The 17,705-nt window shown below is 70.9% G+C and carries 18 protein-coding genes and 1 riboswitch; of the genes, 12 read left to right on the top strand and 6 right to left on the bottom strand.

From position 1 onward, the window contains the following. Window positions 1-215 precede the first annotated feature (215 nt). A complete protein-coding gene (locus ACFQVD_RS12115; protein ID WP_343978395.1) occupies window positions 216-1,130 on the top strand; it encodes an alpha/beta hydrolase in 915 nt (304 codons plus the stop codon). A 50-nt stretch (window positions 1,131-1,180) separates the two neighbouring features. Here ACFQVD_RS12115 and ACFQVD_RS12110 read toward each other — a convergent pair whose 3' ends face one another. Both ACFQVD_RS12110 and ACFQVD_RS12105 read right to left on the bottom strand, forming a co-directional pair. Further along, the gene (locus tag ACFQVD_RS12110) at window positions 1,181-2,362 is read right to left on the bottom strand and encodes an acyl-CoA dehydrogenase family protein (RefSeq protein WP_343978392.1); all 1,182 of its coding nucleotides are present in this window, start codon (window positions 2,360-2,362) and stop codon (window positions 1,181-1,183) included. Between the two features lie 80 nt (window positions 2,363-2,442). Further along, window positions 2,443-3,051, bottom strand: a complete 609-nt coding sequence (locus ACFQVD_RS12105) for a class I SAM-dependent methyltransferase (protein ID WP_343978389.1) — start codon at window positions 3,049-3,051, stop codon at window positions 2,443-2,445. 217 nt (window positions 3,052-3,268) lie between these two features. Between ACFQVD_RS12105 and ACFQVD_RS12100 the strand changes: the two genes are divergently transcribed. The 9 genes from ACFQVD_RS12100 to ACFQVD_RS12060 all read left to right on the top strand — a co-directional run bounded on the left by ACFQVD_RS12100 (window position 3,269) and on the right by ACFQVD_RS12060 (window position 13,817). Then, complete coding sequence (locus ACFQVD_RS12100) at window positions 3,269-3,688, top strand: hypothetical protein (protein WP_343978386.1); 420 nt, start codon at window positions 3,269-3,271, stop codon at window positions 3,686-3,688. Window positions 3,689-3,939: 251 nt separating this feature from the next. Next, on the top strand, window positions 3,940-4,536 hold the full coding sequence (locus tag ACFQVD_RS12095; RefSeq protein WP_343978383.1) for a CDP-alcohol phosphatidyltransferase family protein: 597 nt from the start codon (window positions 3,940-3,942) through the stop codon (window positions 4,534-4,536). Between the two features lie 3 nt (window positions 4,537-4,539). Further along, a complete protein-coding gene (locus ACFQVD_RS12090; protein WP_343978380.1) occupies window positions 4,540-7,041 on the top strand; it encodes a mannose-1-phosphate guanyltransferase in 2,502 nt (833 codons plus the stop codon). Window positions 7,042-7,268: 227 nt separating this feature from the next. Further along, on the top strand, window positions 7,269-7,781 hold the full coding sequence (locus ACFQVD_RS12085; protein ID WP_343978377.1) for an FHA domain-containing protein: 513 nt from the start codon (window positions 7,269-7,271) through the stop codon (window positions 7,779-7,781). A gap of 26 nt (window positions 7,782-7,807) precedes the next feature. After that, window positions 7,808-8,458 (top strand): transcriptional regulator FtsR, encoded by a 651-nt coding sequence (gene ftsR, locus ACFQVD_RS12080; RefSeq protein WP_386271103.1) that lies wholly within the window; start codon window positions 7,808-7,810, stop codon window positions 8,456-8,458. A 79-nt stretch (window positions 8,459-8,537) separates the two neighbouring features. Next, window positions 8,538-9,008 (top strand): bifunctional nuclease family protein, encoded by a 471-nt coding sequence (locus ACFQVD_RS12075; RefSeq protein ID WP_326639501.1) that lies wholly within the window; start codon window positions 8,538-8,540, stop codon window positions 9,006-9,008. A gap of 144 nt (window positions 9,009-9,152) precedes the next feature. Further along, complete coding sequence (locus tag ACFQVD_RS12070) at window positions 9,153-9,773, top strand: MerR family transcriptional regulator (RefSeq protein WP_343978365.1); 621 nt, start codon at window positions 9,153-9,155, stop codon at window positions 9,771-9,773. Window positions 9,774-9,788: 15 nt separating this feature from the next. Next, a riboswitch (glycine riboswitch) is annotated at window positions 9,789-9,881 on the top strand. A gap of 182 nt (window positions 9,882-10,063) precedes the next feature. After that, window positions 10,064-12,919 (top strand): aminomethyl-transferring glycine dehydrogenase, encoded by a 2,856-nt coding sequence (gene gcvP, locus ACFQVD_RS12065; protein ID WP_343978362.1) that lies wholly within the window; start codon window positions 10,064-10,066, stop codon window positions 12,917-12,919. 115 nt (window positions 12,920-13,034) lie between these two features. Further along, a complete protein-coding gene (locus ACFQVD_RS12060) occupies window positions 13,035-13,817 on the top strand; it encodes a tetratricopeptide repeat protein (RefSeq protein ID WP_343978359.1) in 783 nt (260 codons plus the stop codon). 135 nt (window positions 13,818-13,952) lie between these two features. On the opposite strand, the gene ACFQVD_RS12055 is transcribed toward ACFQVD_RS12060, so the two are convergent. Further along, entirely contained in the window at window positions 13,953-14,267 is a 315-nt protein-coding gene (locus ACFQVD_RS12055; protein ID WP_343978355.1) for a hypothetical protein, read from the bottom strand. 104 nt (window positions 14,268-14,371) lie between these two features. On the opposite strand from ACFQVD_RS12055, the gene ACFQVD_RS12050 reads away from it, so the two are divergent. Next, window positions 14,372-15,004, top strand: coding sequence for an alpha/beta hydrolase family protein (locus ACFQVD_RS12050; protein WP_343978457.1), 633 nt, complete (start codon window positions 14,372-14,374; stop codon window positions 15,002-15,004). 17 nt (window positions 15,005-15,021) lie between these two features. Here ACFQVD_RS12050 and ACFQVD_RS12045 read toward each other — a convergent pair whose 3' ends face one another. Together ACFQVD_RS12045 and ACFQVD_RS12040 are read right to left on the bottom strand one after the other, a co-directional pair. After that, entirely contained in the window at window positions 15,022-15,213 is a 192-nt protein-coding gene (locus tag ACFQVD_RS12045; protein ID WP_030915037.1) for a DUF5999 family protein, read from the bottom strand. Window positions 15,214-15,617: 404 nt separating this feature from the next. Further along, window positions 15,618-16,205 (bottom strand): TetR/AcrR family transcriptional regulator C-terminal domain-containing protein, encoded by a 588-nt coding sequence (locus tag ACFQVD_RS12040; protein WP_343978350.1) that lies wholly within the window; start codon window positions 16,203-16,205, stop codon window positions 15,618-15,620. Window positions 16,206-16,418: 213 nt separating this feature from the next. Between ACFQVD_RS12040 and ACFQVD_RS12035 the strand changes: the two genes are divergently transcribed. Next, window positions 16,419-16,820 (top strand): hypothetical protein, encoded by a 402-nt coding sequence (locus tag ACFQVD_RS12035; protein WP_386271098.1) that lies wholly within the window; start codon window positions 16,419-16,421, stop codon window positions 16,818-16,820. Window positions 16,821-16,839: 19 nt separating this feature from the next. Here ACFQVD_RS12035 and ACFQVD_RS12030 read toward each other — a convergent pair whose 3' ends face one another. Next, window positions 16,840-17,499 carry an isochorismatase family protein gene (locus tag ACFQVD_RS12030; protein ID WP_343978344.1) on the bottom strand — a complete coding sequence of 220 codons (660 nt, stop codon included), beginning with the start codon at window positions 17,497-17,499 and terminating at the stop codon, window positions 16,840-16,842. Window positions 17,500-17,705 lie beyond the last annotated feature (206 nt).

The following is a 17,705-nucleotide window of genomic DNA, read 5'->3' as shown; positions in this document are numbered from 1 at the left end:
GTTATTTTGGGTGACCGGACAATCCGGTTCGAGGAAAATAGGCGAATAATAATCACGTTCGTTTTGAGCGGAGGGCTCGCTGTTCGAGAGACTTTCCGTCATTTCGGGGTTCCGGGTGGCCGGGGGCGTTGTGGCGGCCGGGACTCCCGGCGGGGCGACACCGACGCCTCGACGCCTCCCGCGGCCGACCGGGCCCGGCGGGTAAGGTGCCGACCATGCCGTTGCACCCGCAGGCCGAGGCCTACCTGAAGACTTTCCAGACAGACCTCGGTGTCCCGCTCTCCACACTCACCGCCGAGACGATCGTCGCGATGCGGGCCCTCGACGCCTTCGCCGAGCAACGTGGTCCGATCATCCCGCTCCCGCTGGTCAGGGATGACGTCGTCGCGGGCGTGCCGGTCCGCGTCTACCGGCCGGCGGAGGACGGCCGCCCCCTCCCGGCGATCGTCTACTTTCACGGCGGAGGCTGGGTCTTCGGCAGCGTCGACCGCAACGACGCCCTCGGCCGTGACCTCGCGGTGCGCAACGGGGCGGTGGTGATCTCGGTCGACTACCGGCTCGCCCCCGACCACCCCTTCCCCGCCGCGGCCGACGACGCCTGGAGCGTCGTCCGGGACGTCTTCGGCCGCCCCGGCGTCTACGGGGCCGATCCCGAGCGCATCGCGGTCTGCGGAGACAGCGCCGGGGGCAACCTGGCCGCCGTGGCCGCCTGGCAGGCCAGGGATGCCGGGTTCGGGCTGGCCCACCAGCTGCTCGTCTACCCGATAGCCGACGTGGCCATGGACACCGGGAGCTACCGCGCCTACGCCAGCGGCTTCGGGCTCGGCGCCGACGAGATGGCCTGGTTCGTCGCGCAGTACGGCGGCGATCCGGTCGACCCCCGGCTGGCTCCCGTCCGGCTGGCCGACAAGGCCGGTCTGGCCCCGGCGACGGTGATCACCGCCGAGTGCGACCCGCTCTGTGACGAGGGTGAGGAGTACGCCGCCCAGCTGGCCGCGGCCGGGGTGCCGGTCGAGGTCAGGAGGTACGAGGGGGCGATCCACGGCTTCTTCGGCCTGCCGGGCTTCTTCGACCAGGCGACCGAGGCCCGCGAGTACGCCGCGGCCCGTCTCGCGGAGGCTTTCAAATAGGGGGTGCGCCCTGCCCGGCTCCGGCCGGGCGGGCGCACCCGGCGATCAGGTCAGAAGCTCCTGGGAAGTCCGAGCACCTGGGTGGCCAGATAGTTGAGCAGGAGTTCCTCGGTGACGGGGGCGACCTTGCCGATGCGGGCGTCGGCCAGCAGGCGGGCCACCGGGTACTCCAGCGAGTAGGCCATGCCGCCGTGCGTCTGGAACGCGTGGTCGGCCGCCTCCCAGGCCGCCTGGGAGGCGGTCAGCTTGGCGATGTTGGCCTCGGTGCCGCAGGGCAACTGCCTGTCGAACAGCCAGGCGGCCTTGTACAGCATCAGCCTGGCCAGCTCGATCTTGGCCTTGACCTGGGCGAGAGGGAAGGCGATGGCCTGGTTGGCGCCGATCGGACGGCCGAACACCTCGCGCTCCTTGGCGTACTGCACGGCCACCCGCAGCGCCACCTCGGCGCCGCCGAGCGCGGAGGCGGCCAGCAGGACGCGCTCGGGGTTGAGGATGTCCCACAGCACCAGCGCGCCCTGATCGACCTCACCGACCACGTTCCTCTCCGGGACCCGCAGGTCGTCTATGAAGACCATGTTGGACGGGGTGGTGTTGGCGCCCATCTTCGGGATGGGCTGGAAGGAGAGCCGACCGGCCGCGACGGCCTCGGGGACGTTCACCAGCAGGACGGTCAGGCCGTTGGTGCGGGGCTTGGCCTCGGCGGCCGGGATGGTCCGGGTGACCAGGAGCATCCAGGTGGCGCGCTGCACGCCGGTGATCCAGATCTTCTGGCCGTTGACGACGAACTCCGCCCCGTCGCGACGGGCGGAGGTGGAGATGCCCAGGGCGTTGGACCCGGCGTCGGGCTCGGTCAGCGCGAAGCAGGTCTCCAGCTCGCCGGTGGCCAGCCCGGGCAGCAGTTCGTCGCGCTGCCAGGGGCTGCCGTGCCTGGCCAGGGTCATGGCGCCGAACCCGGGGGTGAGCACGTAGGTGAACGCCGAGCCACCGGCCGAGCCGGAGGCCGACAGGGTCTCGGTGGCCACGGCCAGCTCCAGCAGGCCCTGACCGCCGCCCCCGTACTCCTCGGGCACGGCCAGGCCGAGCCAGCCGCCCTTGGCCAGATCCTGCCAGACCTCCTCCGGCCAGCGTTTCTCACTCTCGCACCGCTGCCAGTAGTCCAGGTCGTAGCGCGCGCAGATGTCGCCGACGCCGCGTTGGACGGCGAGGGCGCTCTCCGGAAGTGTGAAGTCCACGGTGACCAACTCCATTCTAGTTGCGCGCGCAATCGTAGAACGAAGTTCGGTAAGCCTCCAGGGCCACCGGGACGCGGGGATCAGTTCTGCTGGACGGCACCCAGGCGCGGCCTGCGCGTGTGGTAGACGAAGGCGGGCGGTACGTTGCCCCACACCGTGCGGCCCGCGACGACCTCCTCGAAGGTGTCGACCAGGCGCTTCCTGAAACGCCGTGCGGGAGGAAGGTGCTTGGCGAAACTGTAGGCGAAGGTGGTGAAGGCCGTGTGCGGACCCATGATCGCGATGACCGCGTCCAGCAGGCGGCCCTGTGTCTCCTCGGAGAACGAGGCCCAGGGGAGCCCGCTCACGATCACGTCGGCCCTGGGGAGACCGCGCTCCCGCAGCAGTTGGGGCAGCCGCGCCGCGTCATCGGTCACGACGTCCACCCCGGGGTTCCTGGCGGCGAGGAAATCGGCCAGCCTGGGGTTGATCTCGACGGCCATGTGGTGCCCCCGGCCCCCCAGCCTGCGCTGGATCTCCGCGGTGAACACACCGGTGCCCGGGCCGAGTTCGACGATCACCGGATCCCCCCGGTGGGGGACCGGCGAGGCCACCGCCTCGGCGAGCCGCCGCGAGCTCGGCGCCACCGCTCCGACGGTGCCCGGCGAGCGAATCCACTGCCCAAGAAAGAGCGTGGTGTCATTGGTCATGCTGTGAAGCGTAAAGGGTGCGCCGGGGCGTCGCGCGCGTCATTTCGGTACGATTTTCGGTCGCGTGCGAGGCGGCGCCCCCGGCCGGTGAACGCACACCGGCCGGAGAATCCGCCAAGAGGTGGACAGCGAGGTCAGCCCCCAGGGTGACGATCGGCTGACGCCCCGCGGCCACGATGTGTTCCGAACCAGTCATCCAAGGTTAAGGACACATCACATGCAGGAGGTCATCTCCCCACTGAGGCCGGCGGGGAATCGCCCGGTCCCCGCGGGCCTGCTGTACGGCCTGCGCATCCTGGTCGTCGCCCAGGCGGCCGGCCTCATCGCCGCCGCCTCGTTCGCCGGCCAGGCGGTGCACGGCGGGGAGGCGCTGGCCGAGACCCACGTGCTGGCCGGGATGGTGGTGCACCTGATCGCACTGCTGCAGATCGTCGTGGCCGTCATGGTCTGGCGCCCCGGACGCGGTGCCGGCTGGCCCGCGCTGGCCAGCGTCGGCCTCTTCCTGGTCGGCATGGCACAGCACTTCAGCTGGGAGGCGCTCGGCACCCACGTCCCCAGCGGGCTGGCCCTGTTCGGGATGACCGTCGCGGTGCTCGTCTGGGCCTGGTCCCCGGGCGCCGCCGCGCGCCGCTCCTGATCCGGGCGGCGTCTCCGGGATCGGATGACGCCGCCGATCGGAACCACGCCGCCGCGCGGCCGCGGCGGCGTGGTTCCCCGCACTCCTCCCACCTCGCCTCCGGCCGCCGCCCCGGGCTCTGTCGCGCCCCCGGGCGCCCCCTGGTCGCGCGCCCGGCGGTCCGCGCCCGCCCCCTCGCCGGATGGCCGTACGGCCCGTGTGAGCCCCGCACGGGTAGGGTCGCATCAGGCACGGGGGAGGGAGACGGACCGGTGAATCCGGAAGCATCGGGAGCCGAAGATCGAATCTGGACGGTTCCCAACGCGTTGAGCCTGGCCAGGCTCCTGGGGGTGCCGGTCTTCCTCTGGCTGGTGCTGGGCCCGAAGGCCGACGGCTGGGCCGTCGCGCTGCTGATGCTGGCGGGGTTCTCCGACTGGCTCGACGGCAAGATCGCCCGCGCCTGGAACCAGACCAGCCGGCTCGGCCGTCTGCTCGACCCGCTGGCCGACCGGCTCTACATCCTGGCCACCCTGTTCGGCCTCGCCATGCGCGAGATCATCCCCTGGTGGCTGGCACTGGCCGTCCCGCTGCGCGACGTGATGCTGCTGGGCATCCCGCTCATCCTGCGCCGCCTCGGCTACGGCCCGGCGCTGCCCGTGCACTTCCTCGGCAAGGCCGCCACCGCCAACCTCCTCTACGCCTTCCCCCTGCTCTTCCTCGCCCACCACGACGCCTGGTACGCCGATCCCGCCCGGATCGTCGGCTGGTCCCTGGCCATCTGGGGCACAGGCCTGTACTGGTGGTCCGGAGTGCTGTATTGGGTACAGGTGCGTCAGCTGACAAGCGAGGCCAAACGCCTTAAGAGGTGATCTGTGAAGGCCGTCGTCATGGCGGGCGGGGAGGGGACACGGCTCCGGCCGATGACCGCGAACCAGCCCAAGCCTCTCCTGCCCGTGATCAATCGGCCGATCATGGAGCACGTGCTGCGCCTCCTGAAACGGCACGGTTTCACCGAGACGGTGGTCACCGTGCAGTTCCTGGCGGCCCTGGTCCGCAACTACTTCGGCGACGGCGACGAGCTCGGCATGAGCCTGCACTACGCCACCGAGGACACCCCGCTCGGCACCGCGGGCAGCGTCAAGAACGCCGCGGACCGGCTGCGCGACGACCGCTTCCTGGTCATCTCCGGCGACGCGCTGACGGACATCGACCTGACGGACATGATCCGCTTCCATCGTGAGAACGGCGCGATGGTCACGATCGGGCTCAAGCGCGTTCCCAACCCGCTGGAGTTCGGCATCGTCATCGTCGACGACCACGGGCGGGTGGAGCGCTTCCTGGAGAAGCCCACCTGGGGCCAGGTCTTCTCCGACACCGTCAACACCGGCATCTACGTGATGGAGCCCGAGGTCCTCGACGAGATCGCGGCGGGGGAGTCCGTCGACTGGTCGGGAGACGTGTTCCCCCGGCTGCTGGAGCGCGGAGCCCCGCTGTACGGCTACGTGGCCGACGGCTACTGGGAGGACGTCGGCACCCACGAGAGCTACCTCAAGGCCCAGGCCGACGTCCTGTCGGGCCGGGTCAGGGTCGACATCGACGCCTTCGAGGTCTCGCCGGGCGTCTGGGTGGCCGAGGGAGCCTCGGTCGACACCGACGCCATCCTCAAGGGCCCGCTCTACATCGGCGACTACGCCAAGGTCGAGGCGGGGGCCGAGCTGCGCGAGTACACCGTGCTGGGCAGCAACGCGGTGGTCAGAGAGGGGGCCTTCCTGCACCGCGCGGTCGTCCACGACAACGTCTACATCGGGCCCAGCGCCCACCTGCGCGGCTGCGTGATCGGCAAGAACACCGACCTGATGACCGCGGCCAGGGTCGAGGAGGGCGCCGTCATCGGCGACGAGTGCATCATCGAGGCCGAGGCGTACATCTCCTCCGGCGTCAAGATCTACCCGTTCAAGACCATCGAGGCCGGGGCGGTGATCAACAACAGCGTCATCTGGGAGCCGCGCGCCCAGCGCAACCTGTTCGGCCCCCGGGGGGTCTCCGGGCTGGTCAACGTGGAGATCACCCCCGAGCTGTGCGTGCGGCTCGCCAGCGCCTACGCCACCACCCTGAAGAAGGGCGCCTCGGTCATCACCTCCCGCGACTCCTCCCGCGCCGCGCGGGCGCTGAAGCGGGCCGTGATCAGCGCCCTCAACGCCAGTGCGATCAACGTGCTCGACCTGGAGGCGTCCCCGCTCCCCGTGGCGCGCTTCCACACCGCCAGGGAGAACGCGGTGGGCGGCATCGCGCTGCGCACCACCCCCGGCGACCCGCAGAGCGTCGACATCGTCTTCATGGACGAGCACGGCGCGGACCTGTCGCCGCCGGCCCAGCGCAAGCTGGACCGGGTCTTCTCCCGGCAGGAGTTCCGCCGCGCCTTCCCCGGTGAGATCGCCGAGCTGAGCTTCCCCGCCAGGGCGGTGGAGGACTACACGCACGAGCTGCTCCGCCTGGTCGACATCAGCGGGGTACGTGACGCCGACATGAAGGTCGTGGTCGACTGCGCGGGAGGCACCTCCTCGCTGGTGCTGCCCAGTCTGCTCGGCCGGGTCGGGGTGGACGTGCTGACCGTCAACAACCGGCTGGACGACGCCTCGCCCACCGAGACCCTCGCCGAGCGCCGTCGCGACCTGCAGCGCCTGTCGGAGCTCGTCAGCTCCTCCAGGGCGGCCTTCGGGGTGCGTTTCGACCCGGTGGGGGAGCGGGTCGCGCTGGTGGACGAGATGGGCCAGCTGATCAGTGAGGAGCGCGCCCTGCTGGTGGTGCTCGACCTGGTCGCGGCCGAGCGCCGCGGCGGCAGGGTGGCACTGCCGGTCACCACCACCCGGGTGGCAGAGCAGGTCTGCAGGTTCCACGGGGTCCAGGCCGAGTGGACGTCCACCGCGATCGACGCGCTCACCGCCGCCGCCAGGGGTCCGGAGATGATCTTCGCGGCCGACGGGCGCGGCGGTTTCATCGTGCCCGAGTTCGGCCCCACGGTGGACGGTCTGGCGGTGTTCCTGCGCCTGCTCGGGCTGGTGGCCAGGACCCGGCTCTCGCTCAGCCAGATCGACGCCAGGATACCCGAGGCCAAGCTGCTGCGCCGTACCGTGCCGACTCCGTGGGCGGCCAAGGGAGCGGTGATGCGCTCGGTCATCGAGGCCGCCGAGCACCACCGCATCGACACCACCGACGGGGTGCGGGTCGTCTCGGAGGACGGCAGCTGGACCCTGGTGCTGCCCGACCCGACCGAGGCGGTGACCCACCTGTGGGCCGAGGGGTTCGACGTCGACTCCGCCCAGACCCTGATCGAGCGCTGGGCGCGGGTGGTGGAGGAGGCCGCCGGGGGTTGAGGCGGCCCGCGCGACAAATACCGCGCGGCGCCATGGACCAGGGGCAGTGTCCCCTGTAACTTTGTCACCGACCGTACCCGCGGTTCAGCGTCAACCTTGACCTTCGCGCCTCATCACTGTATGTTGCGGCATTCGCAGTCTGAGAAAACCCTTGAGAAGCGAAGAAGCGAGGCGCGCATCACTGAGCACAGTTGCCGCGTCTTCGCGGTAGGAGGCCGAGCCGATCGATGCCGAGCGTCTACTGCACGCAGTGCGGTCATGCCAATCCTGAGGATGCCCGTTTCTGTTCACGATGCGGGTCGCCGCTTACCAGGTCCGACACACCCGGAGACAGCACATCGACGATCTCCCTCTCCGGGATCGAGGCCTACGAGGCGGAGACCGGTGAGACGCTTCTCGCCGAGCGGCAGGCCGTCGAGCAGTTGCCCGCCGGCACCGCGTTGCTGGTCGCGATGCGCGGCCCCAACGCCGGCAGCCGGTTCCTGCTCGACAGCGACCTCACCACGGTGGGCCGCCACCCCGAGAGCGACATCTTCCTCGACGACATCACGGTCTCGCGCCGTCACGTGGAGTTCTACCGGCGCGGCGGCGGTGTCTTCACGGTCCGCGACGTCGGTAGCCTGAACGGCACGTACGTCAATCGTGAGCGCATCGAGGAGGTCCCGCTGTACGGCGGGGACGAGGTGCAGATCGGCAAGTTCCGCCTCGTCTTCCTCACCCGCGGCGCCGCTGGAGGATGATGAGCTCGCAGGCCGCTCGTGCGCACATGAGCATCGGGGAGGTGCTCGCTCTCCTGCAGGGCGAGTTCCCCGATGTCAGCATCTCCAAGATTCGCTTCCTGGAGGGCGAGGGGCTGATCGAGCCGGAGCGCAGTCCCTCCGGTTATCGCAAGTTCACCTACGCAGACGTCGAGCGGCTCCGCTACATCCTCAGCGAGCAGCGTGATCGCTACCTGCCGCTGCGCGTGATCAAGGATCATCTGGAGGCGGCCGACCGCGAGGAGCGCCCGGCGGCCCGGCCGCGGGCCGTCCCCGACGACGCGCCCCCCGAGGTCCGCCTCACCCGAGAGGAGTTCCTCGCCGCCGCCGAGCTCGACGAGGAGACCCTCACGGAGCTGGAGGACTACGGTCTGCTGGCCGCCGTGGCCCGCTACTACGACGCCGAGGCACTGGTCGTGGCCCGCAGTGTGGGCGCCCTGGCCGCCTTCGGCCTGCGCGCCCGCCACCTGCGGGCGGTCAAGGCCGCCGCGGAACGCGAGGCGGGACTGGTGGAACAGGCCGTCGCCCCGTTGCTGCGCCGTCGCGGCCCCGGCGCGATCGACCAGGCGGACGAGACGGCGAGGGAGATCTCCGGCCTCCTGCTGGAATTGCACGCCTCGTTGCTGCGTTCCGGAGTCCGTGGGGCACTGGGCCGGTGAGAGCCTGACCAGGCACTCGTACCCCCACGAGTGTTACGTTGAACAAACCGGTCGGAATCCAGCGAAGACGGAGCAGCCCGTGTTGCAGATGGAGGTCGTGGGCGTTCGAGTTGAAATGCCCTCCAACCAGCCGATCGTCTTGCTGAAAGAGACGCATGGGGAGCGTTACCTACCTATCTGGATCGGCATGACGGAAGCCACGGCGATCGCCATGGCCCAGGCCGAGGAACCACCACCCCGGCCACTTACCCACGACCTGTTCCGGGACGTGCTCGAGGGGCTCGGAGTCAGGTTGAGCACTGTCAACATCGTCGCTTTACGCGACGGCATCTTCTTCGCGGACCTCGTGTTCTCCAACGGGGTCGAGGTGAGCGCGCGTCCTTCCGACTCGATCGCCTTGGCACTTCGCACCGGCGCACGTATCTTCGCGAGTGAGGATGTGGTACGGGAGGCAGGGGTGATCATCCCTGACGACCAGGAGGACGAGGTGGAGAAGTTCAGGGAGTTCCTTGACACGATCACGCCTGAGGACTTCGGCCGCGCGGGGTAGGAATTTCGGTGCATTTACGCTTCACGACGCGCCGGGTGGGGTCGTTGACTGGACTTGGCCCCAGTCCTACGGTGCAAGTGAAACCTGCGGTCGTGCGTAAACCCCCAGATCAGGCCGTGGGATGAGAGAAAGCCGGAGGTCCGCGTGGCGGTCAGCAGCGGCGAGGGTAGAAACGCCGACCAGGATGACCCGGAACGGCGCCAGTCGGCACGTCAGCGCGCGGGTGAAGAGGGTCTGCTGTTCGACGGGGAACCGGTGAAAGTACCCGCCGACATCGGCTACAGGGGGCCGACGGCCTGTTCGGCGGCAGGAATCACCTACCGGCAACTCGACTACTGGGCGCGGACCGGCCTGGTCGAGCCCACCGTGAGAGCCGCCCACGGCTCCGGCTCCCAGCGGCTGTACGGCTTCCGTGACATTCTGGTCCTCAAGGTTGTCAAGCGCCTCCTCGACACCGGCGTCTCCCTCCAGCAGATCCGCATCGCCGTGCAGCACCTGCGGGAGCGGGGCGTCAACGACCTGGCCCAGATCACTCTGATGAGCGACGGGGTGAGCGTCTACGAGTGCACCTCGCCCGACGAGGTCATCGACCTGCTCCAGGGTGGCCAGGGAGTCTTCGGTATCGCGCTGGGACGGGTGTGGCAGGAGGTGGAGGGCTCCCTCGCGGATCTTCCCGGCGAACGCGCGGAGTCGGGCGGGGGCCCTTTAGGCGATCATCAGGCCGATGAGTTGGCCCGTCGCCGCCGAGCGCGACGAACCGGGTAAACTCGGACTTGCCGCTGACCCTGTGCGGGAGAGACCCCGACCGCGATCGGGGCGCCGAAGGAGCAACCTCCCCGGAATCTCTCAGGCACCCTGTACCGCACGGACGAGGCAACTCTGGAAAGCAGGCGCGCCCGCCAGGCGCGTCTCACCGACGGTGCAAGCCTCCCGGCAAGGGCAGGTGAAGCTCTCAGGTAGCGACCACGTCGTGATGACAGTCGTGATGACAGAGGGGGAGAGCCGGCATACGCCCGCGCCCAGCACCGGTCTCCACCCCGCCCGAGAGGCTTCTCATGACCGATCTGTCATCGCTCAGCGAACTCGCTCCCCCGCCGTTCGCGACCCGTCACATCGGGCCCGACGACGCCGACCAGACCCGCATGCTGGAGGCGGTCGGATTCGCCTCCGTCGCCGACCTGGTCGCGGTGGCCGTGCCCGAGGCGATCCGCTCCTTCGCCCGGCTGGGTCTGCCCCCGGCGGCAGGAGAGTCCGAGACCCTCGCCGAGCTGCGGGTCCTCGCCGGGCGCAACACGCTGCTCACCTCGATGATCGGCCTGGGCTACCACGACACGATCACCCCGGGTGTCATCCGCCGCAACCTCCTGGAGAATCCGGGCTGGTACACCGCCTACACGCCCTACCAGCCGGAGATCTCCCAGGGCCGGCTGGAGGCCCTGATCAACTTCCAGACCGTCGTCTCCGACCTGACCGCCCTCGACGTCGCGGGGGCCTCCCTGCTGGACGAGGCCACCGCCGCGGCCGAGGCGATGACCCTGGCCCGCCGCGCGGGCCGCACCCCGTCGAAGGTGTTCGTGGTCGACGCCGACGCGCTGCCGCAGACCAAGGCGGTGTTGCGCACCCGTGCCGAGCCGCTCGGCATCGAGCTGGTCGAGAGCGACCTCACCGGGGAGCTTCCCGACTGCTTCGGCGTGCTCGTGCAGTACCCCGGCGCCAGCGGCAGGATCCGCGACTTCCGAGCCGTCGCCGACGCCGCCCACGCGCGCGGTGCCCAGGTGGTCGCCGCCGCGGACCTGCTCGCCCTCACCCTCCTGGCCGCGCCGGGCGAGCTCGGCGCCGACATCGCGATCGGCTCCTCGCAGCGCTTCGGCGTCCCCCTCGGCTTCGGCGGTCCTCACGCCGCCTACATGGCGGTCCGTGACGGCCTCCAGCGCCAGCTGCCCGGCCGCCTGGTCGGCGTCTCCCAGGACGTCGAGGGACGTCCCGCCTACCGGCTCGCGCTCCAGACCCGCGAGCAGCACATCCGCCGCGAGAAGGCCACCAGCAACATCTGCACCGCGCAGGTGCTGCTCGCCGTGATCGCCGGCATGTACGCCGTCTACCACGGCCCCGAGGGTCTGCGCAGGATCGGCCGCCGCGTCCACCGGCACGCCGTCGTGCTCGCCGAGGGGCTGCGCCAGGGCGGCGTCGAGGTGGTCCACGACACCTTCTTCGACACCGTGCTCGCCCGGGTGCCCGGGCGTGCCGCCGAAGTCGTCGCCGCGGCCCGGGAGAACGGCGTCAACCTGCGCCTGGTCGACGCCGACCACGTGGGCGTCACCTGCGACGAGAGGACCGAGGTGCTCCATCTGGAGCAGGTCCTGGCCGCCTTCGAGGTCAGCGGAACCGTGCTGGCCGACCTGGACGCCGCCGCGCACGACGCGCTGCCCGGCGCGCTGGCGCGGGTCAGCGACTACCTCACCCACCCGGTCTTCCACAGCCACCGCTCCGAGACGGCCATGCTGCGCTACCTGCGCAGGCTCCAGGACAAGGACGTCGCGCTGGACCGGTCGATGATCCCGCTGGGCTCCTGCACCATGAAGCTCAACGCGACCACCGAGATGGAGCCGATCACCTGGCCGGAGTTCGCCGGGCTGCACCCGTACGCGCCGGAGGACCAGGCGGCGGGCTACGCCGAGCTGGTCGGGGAGCTGGAGCGCTGGCTGGCCGAGGTCACCGGTTATGACGCGGTGTCGATCCAGCCGAACGCCGGCTCCCAGGGCGAGTTCGCCGGCCTTCTGGCGATCCGCGCCTACCATACGGCGCGTGGCGAGTCGGATCGTGACGTCTGCCTGATCCCCTCGTCCGCGCACGGTACCAACGCCGCCAGCGCCGTGATGGCCGGCATGCGCGTCGCCGTGGTCGCCTGCGACGACAACGGCAACGTGGACCTCGACGACCTCGTCGCGAAGATCGAAAAGCACCGCGACCGGCTTGCCGCGATCATGGTGACCTACCCGTCCACGCACGGCGTGTACGAGGAGACGATCGTCGATGTCTGCGAGCTGGTACACGAGGCCGGTGGGCAGGTCTACGTCGACGGCGCGAACCTCAACGCTCTGGTCGGCCTGGCCAGGCCGGGCGAGTTCGGGGCGGACGTCTCCCACCTCAACCTGCACAAGACCTTCTGCATCCCGCACGGCGGCGGCGGCCCCGGTGTCGGCCCGGTCGCGGTCCGCGCCCACCTGGCCGACTACCTGCCAGGCCACCCGCTGCGCGGCGGCTCGGCGGTCGGCCCGGTCTCGGCCGCACCGTACGGCTCCGCCGGCATCCTGCCCATCTCCTGGGCCTACATCCGGATGATGGGCGCCGACGGGCTGAAGGCGGCCACCGAGCAGGCCATCCTGTCGGCCAACTACCTGGCCCGCAGGCTCGCTCCCCACTTCCCGGTTCTCTACACCGGCCGCGGCGGCCTCGTCGCCCACGAGTGCATCATCGATCTGCGCCAGATCACCAAGGAGACCGGCGTGACGGTCGACGACGTGGCCAAGCGCCTCGTCGACTACGGTTTCCACGCCCCGACCATGTCCTTCCCGGTGGCCGGCACGTTGATGATCGAGCCGACCGAGAGCGAGGACCTGGCCGAGCTCGACCGGTTCTGCGAGGCGATGATCGCGATTCGCGGTGAGATCGAGAAGGTCGCCTCCGGCGCCTACGACAGGGTCGACAACCCGCTGCGCAACGCCCCGCACACGGCCGGCAGCCTCGTCGCCGACGAGTGGGGGCACCCCTACACCCGCACCGAGGCGGCCTACCCGCTGCCCTCGCTGCGCGAGGGCAAGTACTGGTCGCCGGTCCGCCGCATCGACCAGGCCTACGGCGACCGCAACCTGGTGTGCTCCTGCCCGCCCCTGGAGGCATACGAAGACTGATCCTCGCCGCGGCCCGCATCTCGCGAGAACCGCGTATCCGTAGGGAATGCGGGAGGACGGACGGCGCCCCGAGTCGTTAGGCTCGGGGCGTCTCCGTATCCGGGAAGGACCCTGCATGCCTGAGGTGGACACCCGTCCCTTGGACACCGCGCGAAGACTGGCCGAGTCCGGCGACCTCGACGGCGCCGCCGTGATCTTCGCGGAGCTGGCCGCCGACCCCGACGAACCCGATCGGGCACAGGCGGCGGTGGGTCTCGCCGTGGTGCTCCAGGAGCGCGGAGACGTGCCGGGTTCCCGCGCGGCCGCGCGCACCGCGCTGGCGACAGGGCACCCGGAGTTCGCCGCCCAGGCCGCCTGCCTGCTCGCGGGGAGCTTCGAGCGGGAGGGGATGGCCGACCAGGCCCGCGCCGCCTGGCAGGCCGCGCTGGGCGTCGGCCACCCCGCCTACGTCCCATCGGCGCACATGGCCCTCGCCAGGCTCGCCACGGGCGCGGAGGAGGCCGAACGGTCGCTGCGTGAGGCGTTGGCCACCGGAGACCCGGAGGTCGCTCCTCGTGCCGCTCAGCGGTTGGCGGAGGCGCTCATCGAGGAGGGCGAGCCGGGGGAGGCCGCCCAGGTGCTGCTGGAGGCGCTCTCGGTGCCGGACGCGGCCGAGGTGCCGAGGCTGCGGGTGATGCTCGGCATCGCCCACCTGGAGCTGGCGTGCGCCGAGTTCTCCGGTGCGATCGAGGAGGGCGGCGATGTCGAGACCGGCGCGCTTGCCATCGAGCTCCTGGCCCGCACGCTCCCGCTCAGAGGACGCGGCGAGGACGCCGAGCGCGTCTGGCGCTACGGCCTCGACAGTGCCGACGCCGACCTCGCCGGTGAGGTCCGTCTCCGCCGGGGCCGCGACGTCTGAGTCGCGCGACGTCCGAATCCCGTGGTGCTTGACCCCTGGGACCCCTGGGACGGCTGGGCCCGGACCCCGGGGCGGGGTCCGGCGTGACCGGGACGCGCCCGATGGAATGCCGGTCCGGCGGGCGGTCCGGAACGGTCAGTCGCGTTCCCGCCGGCGGCTCAGGGCGTGGGCGACGTTGATCGCGACGATGCCGCCCCAGGCCAGCAGCAGTCCGGCGCTGCCCGCCTCGGCCGCCGCGATGGCGGTCAGCGGGATGCCGAAGCCCATCGAGCCGAGCGCGATCGGGATCGAGGGGTTCCCGGCCTTGCGCGCCCCGCGCGCCCCGGCGGCGTGCATCTCGGCGTGCACCCGGTGGGCGATGGTCGCGTCCAGGCGTGACACGAACGACTCGATGAGGGCGGTCTCGTACTCCGGGCCGAGATCACGGCGGGCCTCGAGAGTGGCGCGCATGTCCTGGCGGATATCTTGGTAGTCCTGCACTCTTCGATTGTTCTCCCGCGCCCGGCCGACGGGCATCAGTCGTTAGGACGAGATCCGTGTCCATCTCCGAGCCCATGTCCGGCCCGGCTACCGTCCCGCCTCTGGAGGTCGCGACCCCGCACGGCCCGGCCCTGGTGGAGATCGACGAGGTGGCCACCCCGCGCTTCCTGCTGGTGCTCACCCACGGCTCGGCCGGGGGAGTGGACGCCCCCGACCTGCTGGCGGTGCGGGACGCCGTGACGGCGGTCGGCGGGACCGTCGCACGGGTGCTCCAGCCGTTCCGGATGCGCGGTGCCCGGGCGCCGGGTTCGGCGGCCAGACAGGACGAGGCGTGGGAGACGCTGGTGGCCGTCCTGCGCGAGCGCTACCCGGGGCTGCCGCTCGCGCAGGGCGGGAGGAGTAACGGGGCCAGGGTCGCCTGCCGTACGGCCCGCCGGGTCGGGGCCCGCCTGGTCGTCGCGCTGGCCTTTCCGTTGCACCCGCCGGGCAGGCCGGAGCGGTCACGCGCCGGGGAGCTGCGCGCGGCGGGTGTGGACGTGCTGGTGGTGAACGGAGACCGGGACCCGTTCGGCGTGCCCGAAGCGGCGGATGCCGCGCGCCTGGTCGTGCTGCCGGGACAGGGCCACGACCTCGGGAAGGACCCTGCCAGGGTGGGCGAGGTGGTCGCCGAATGGCTCGACGCGAGGATGCGGCCGGGCCCGGTGTGAGTTCGGTGTGAGTGCCGTCAGGCGACGCCGGCCAGTGGCCGGTGTGGCTCGATGACGGCGCCGTCGGGGAGGAGCTCGCCGGTGTCTTCGAACAGCACCACACCGTTGCAGAGCAGGCTCCAGCCCTGCTCGGGGTGGGCCGCCATGGTGCGGGCGGCTTCGCGGTCCAGCGCCTCGGCGGGCGGACAGGACGGCTCGTGCGGGCACATCGGCGTGCCTCCGGATCTCTCGTGTCGGCTCGCCCGGGTCACACCGGGTACGGGGTGGGCATCGGGCATCCGGCGGGCACCGTCACCGATGGGTCTCCGTTCCCACGCATGACGGGGACGAGCATCTGAATGTTGACATATGGCCATGCGAGCCCTGATAGAGCGAGGCTCGCACATCAAGCAGATCAAGTGTGCGATCGATCGCACCTCGGCGACATAGCCCGTTAGGACTGTTTACGAACTGGTAGAGGGCCAGTCCGTCAGGGCTTTATCGGGGGATGTGACCTATAACACAGCATGCCTCATATAAGGATATTCGGCCAAGGGCGACACGCCGCGAGTCGGGTAAACGATCGATTACAACTTCCTGACGTGCGCCGATGCGGGCCTTCGCCGCTTACCGGCTACCGCCTGCCCAGGCCGGCCAGGAGCGCGTCCAGCCCGTACTCGAAGTCGGTGTCCGCCCCGGGGCTGCCGCCTCCCTGCGAGGGGGGGCGCCACGGCTCGTTCTCGTCGCCGGAGGGCTCGGCCCAGCCCGACTGCTGCACCTCCACCGCCACCGCGCCGAAGACGTAGGCCCTCAGCGCCCGCACCGCTCCCGCCGCGTCGGCCAGCCCCGCGTCGGCCAGTTGGTCGGTCTGCTCCCTGATCGCGATCGCGGCCCGGCCTCTCGGGGGCTTGGTCAGGGCCAGCGCCAGCACCCCCGGGTGCTCCCTGAGCGCGGCGCGGCTCGCCCGGCACCAGGCCCTCGCGCTCTCCTGCCAGCTCTCGCCGGGCTCGACGTGGACCGTGGTGACATGCTCGGCCAGCGCGTCCATGAGGGCGTCCTTGCCGCGGGGCAGGTGGTGGTAGATGGCCATCGCCTCCACCTGGAGCGCGTCGCCCAGCCGTCGCATGGTCAGGCGCCGGAGCCCCTGGCCGTCGGCGATGTGGAGGGCGGCGTCGATGATGCGCTCCCTGGAGAGCGGGATGGGTGGTCGCTTGGCAGGCATGGGGGCATCCTGTCACCGGTGACCTTACTGCGTAAAGGAAGGCGCGCCGGACAGATCGATCCGCTTCGCACACGGCCGTTCCGTGCGCGCCCGATACCGGGAGCCGGCTCCCGGCACGGCCGATCCCGAGTACCTGAGGTGGGGACGAACGGCGTAGGCTACGACCGGTGACCTGCCGGAGGCGACCCGGCGACCGGTGAGAGAGGGCAGAAGATGGCGTTTTTCCGACCGAGCGTGAGCCGGGAGGCGGAGGTTCGCTACCACGCTGACCAGGAGGTCGGGAAGGGCTTCCCCGAGCTTCTGGAGAAGGCGCGCGCGGCCGAGGCCGACCTGCGCCGGGCGCAGGCCGATCTGGCTTCCGTGCAGGAACTGCGAGCCGCCGGGCTGGCCTTCGACAGGGCGCTGACCGAGGCTCTGCGTGCGGCCGAGGCCAACCAGCGTGCGACGTTCGGCATCAAGTCGTACGACGACCGCATCCGCCGTCGCAAGGGCAGGGCCACCCCCCGGGGTGCCGAGTGGACCGCCGAGGTGAACCGCCTGCGCACCCTGCGCGAGCAGAACCGGCTGACCGGCATTCCCCGGGTCCCGCGCCCGGTGGTCGCCGCCGCCCGCTGAGCCGGGCGTGCCGCCCGGCTCAGCGGGCGGCGTGTGCGGCGGAGGCGGTGAGCAGTCGCTGGACGCGGACGGCGGCCAGGACCGCCGCGCACCGCTCGGCCGCGTAGGTCTGGGCCATCCGGTGGTGTTCGGCGGAGAAGTCGGCCACCCCGTCGGCGACGAAGAACACCTCCACGTCTCCCATGAAGGCGTCGCAGGCCGTCATCAGGCAGCCGATGTGGGCGTAGATGCCGGTGACGATGAGCTGGTCGCGGCCCTGCTCGGTGAGCAGTTCACGGAGCGGGGTGCGGTGGAAGGCGCTGTAGCGCCACTTGGTGAGCCGGATGTCGGCCGGGCCCGGGGTGAGCGCGGTGACGATCTCCTGGGCGCCGGGGTCGGCACCCACCCCTGCTCCCCAGAAGTCCTCCAGCAGGCCACGCTGTGCCGAGGTCTGTCCGCCCGGTTGGGCCGAGTAGACCACCGGGATGCCGAGTCGCCAGGCCGTCTCGCGGAGGCCGGTGATCGCCGAGACCAGTTCCACGATCGGTGAGGTTCCCGGCGCGAACGCGTTGACGAAGTAGTTCTGCATGTCGTGGACGAGCAGCACCGCCCGGCGGGCGTCCGGTGTCCAGGAGACGCGGTTGACCGGCATCTCGTCCTCGCGGGGCATCGGATAGGGGGTGATGGTGGGTATGGCCACGGCTGCCTCTCCTTCTTACCTTGTGCTCGACGTCTCGACGCGTACGGGGGATCGCCGGGAGCGCGAGTTCGTCCTGTGTGCCTTGGCGGTGGTGGTTCGGCTGGGTCTTCGCGAGCGGGAGCCGGTCGGGGATCGCTCTCGTGGCCGGTCCCGCCTCGGCGGGAGGGTCTTCGGCACGGCCGGTTGACCGGCGCCGGGCGGCCGGG

It is taken from the genome of Streptosporangium amethystogenes subsp. fukuiense, from assembly GCF_042665875.1.
GTDB classification, from domain to species: Bacteria; Actinomycetota; Actinomycetes; order Streptosporangiales; family Streptosporangiaceae; genus Streptosporangium; species Streptosporangium fukuiense.
This window is presented reverse-complemented; position numbering and strand designations above follow the sequence as displayed.

Coding starts and splice junctions, on each gene's coding strand:
- ACFQVD_RS12115 (WP_343978395.1), top strand. CDS start 216: ATGCCGTTGCACCCGCAGGCCGAGGCCTACCTGAAGACTTTCCAGACA.
- ACFQVD_RS12105 (WP_343978389.1), bottom strand. CDS start 3,051: ATGACCAATGACACCACGCTCTTTCTTGGGCAGTGGATTCGCTCGCCG.
- ACFQVD_RS12100 (WP_343978386.1), top strand. CDS start 3,269: ATGCAGGAGGTCATCTCCCCACTGAGGCCGGCGGGGAATCGCCCGGTC.
- ACFQVD_RS12085 (WP_343978377.1), top strand. CDS start 7,269: ATGCCGAGCGTCTACTGCACGCAGTGCGGTCATGCCAATCCTGAGGAT.
- ftsR (WP_386271103.1), top strand. CDS start 7,808: ATGAGCATCGGGGAGGTGCTCGCTCTCCTGCAGGGCGAGTTCCCCGAT.
- gcvP (WP_343978362.1), top strand. CDS start 10,064: ATGACCGATCTGTCATCGCTCAGCGAACTCGCTCCCCCGCCGTTCGCG.
- ACFQVD_RS12060 (WP_343978359.1), top strand. CDS start 13,035: ATGCCTGAGGTGGACACCCGTCCCTTGGACACCGCGCGAAGACTGGCC.
- ACFQVD_RS12055 (WP_343978355.1), bottom strand. CDS start 14,267: ATGCGCGCCACTCTCGAGGCCCGCCGTGATCTCGGCCCGGAGTACGAG.
- ACFQVD_RS12050 (WP_343978457.1), top strand. CDS start 14,372: ATGTCCGGCCCGGCTACCGTCCCGCCTCTGGAGGTCGCGACCCCGCAC.
- ACFQVD_RS12045 (WP_030915037.1), bottom strand. CDS start 15,213: ATGTGCCCGCACGAGCCGTCCTGTCCGCCCGCCGAGGCGCTGGACCGC.
- ACFQVD_RS12040 (WP_343978350.1), bottom strand. CDS start 16,205: ATGCCTGCCAAGCGACCACCCATCCCGCTCTCCAGGGAGCGCATCATC.
- ACFQVD_RS12035 (WP_386271098.1), top strand. CDS start 16,419: ATGGCGTTTTTCCGACCGAGCGTGAGCCGGGAGGCGGAGGTTCGCTAC.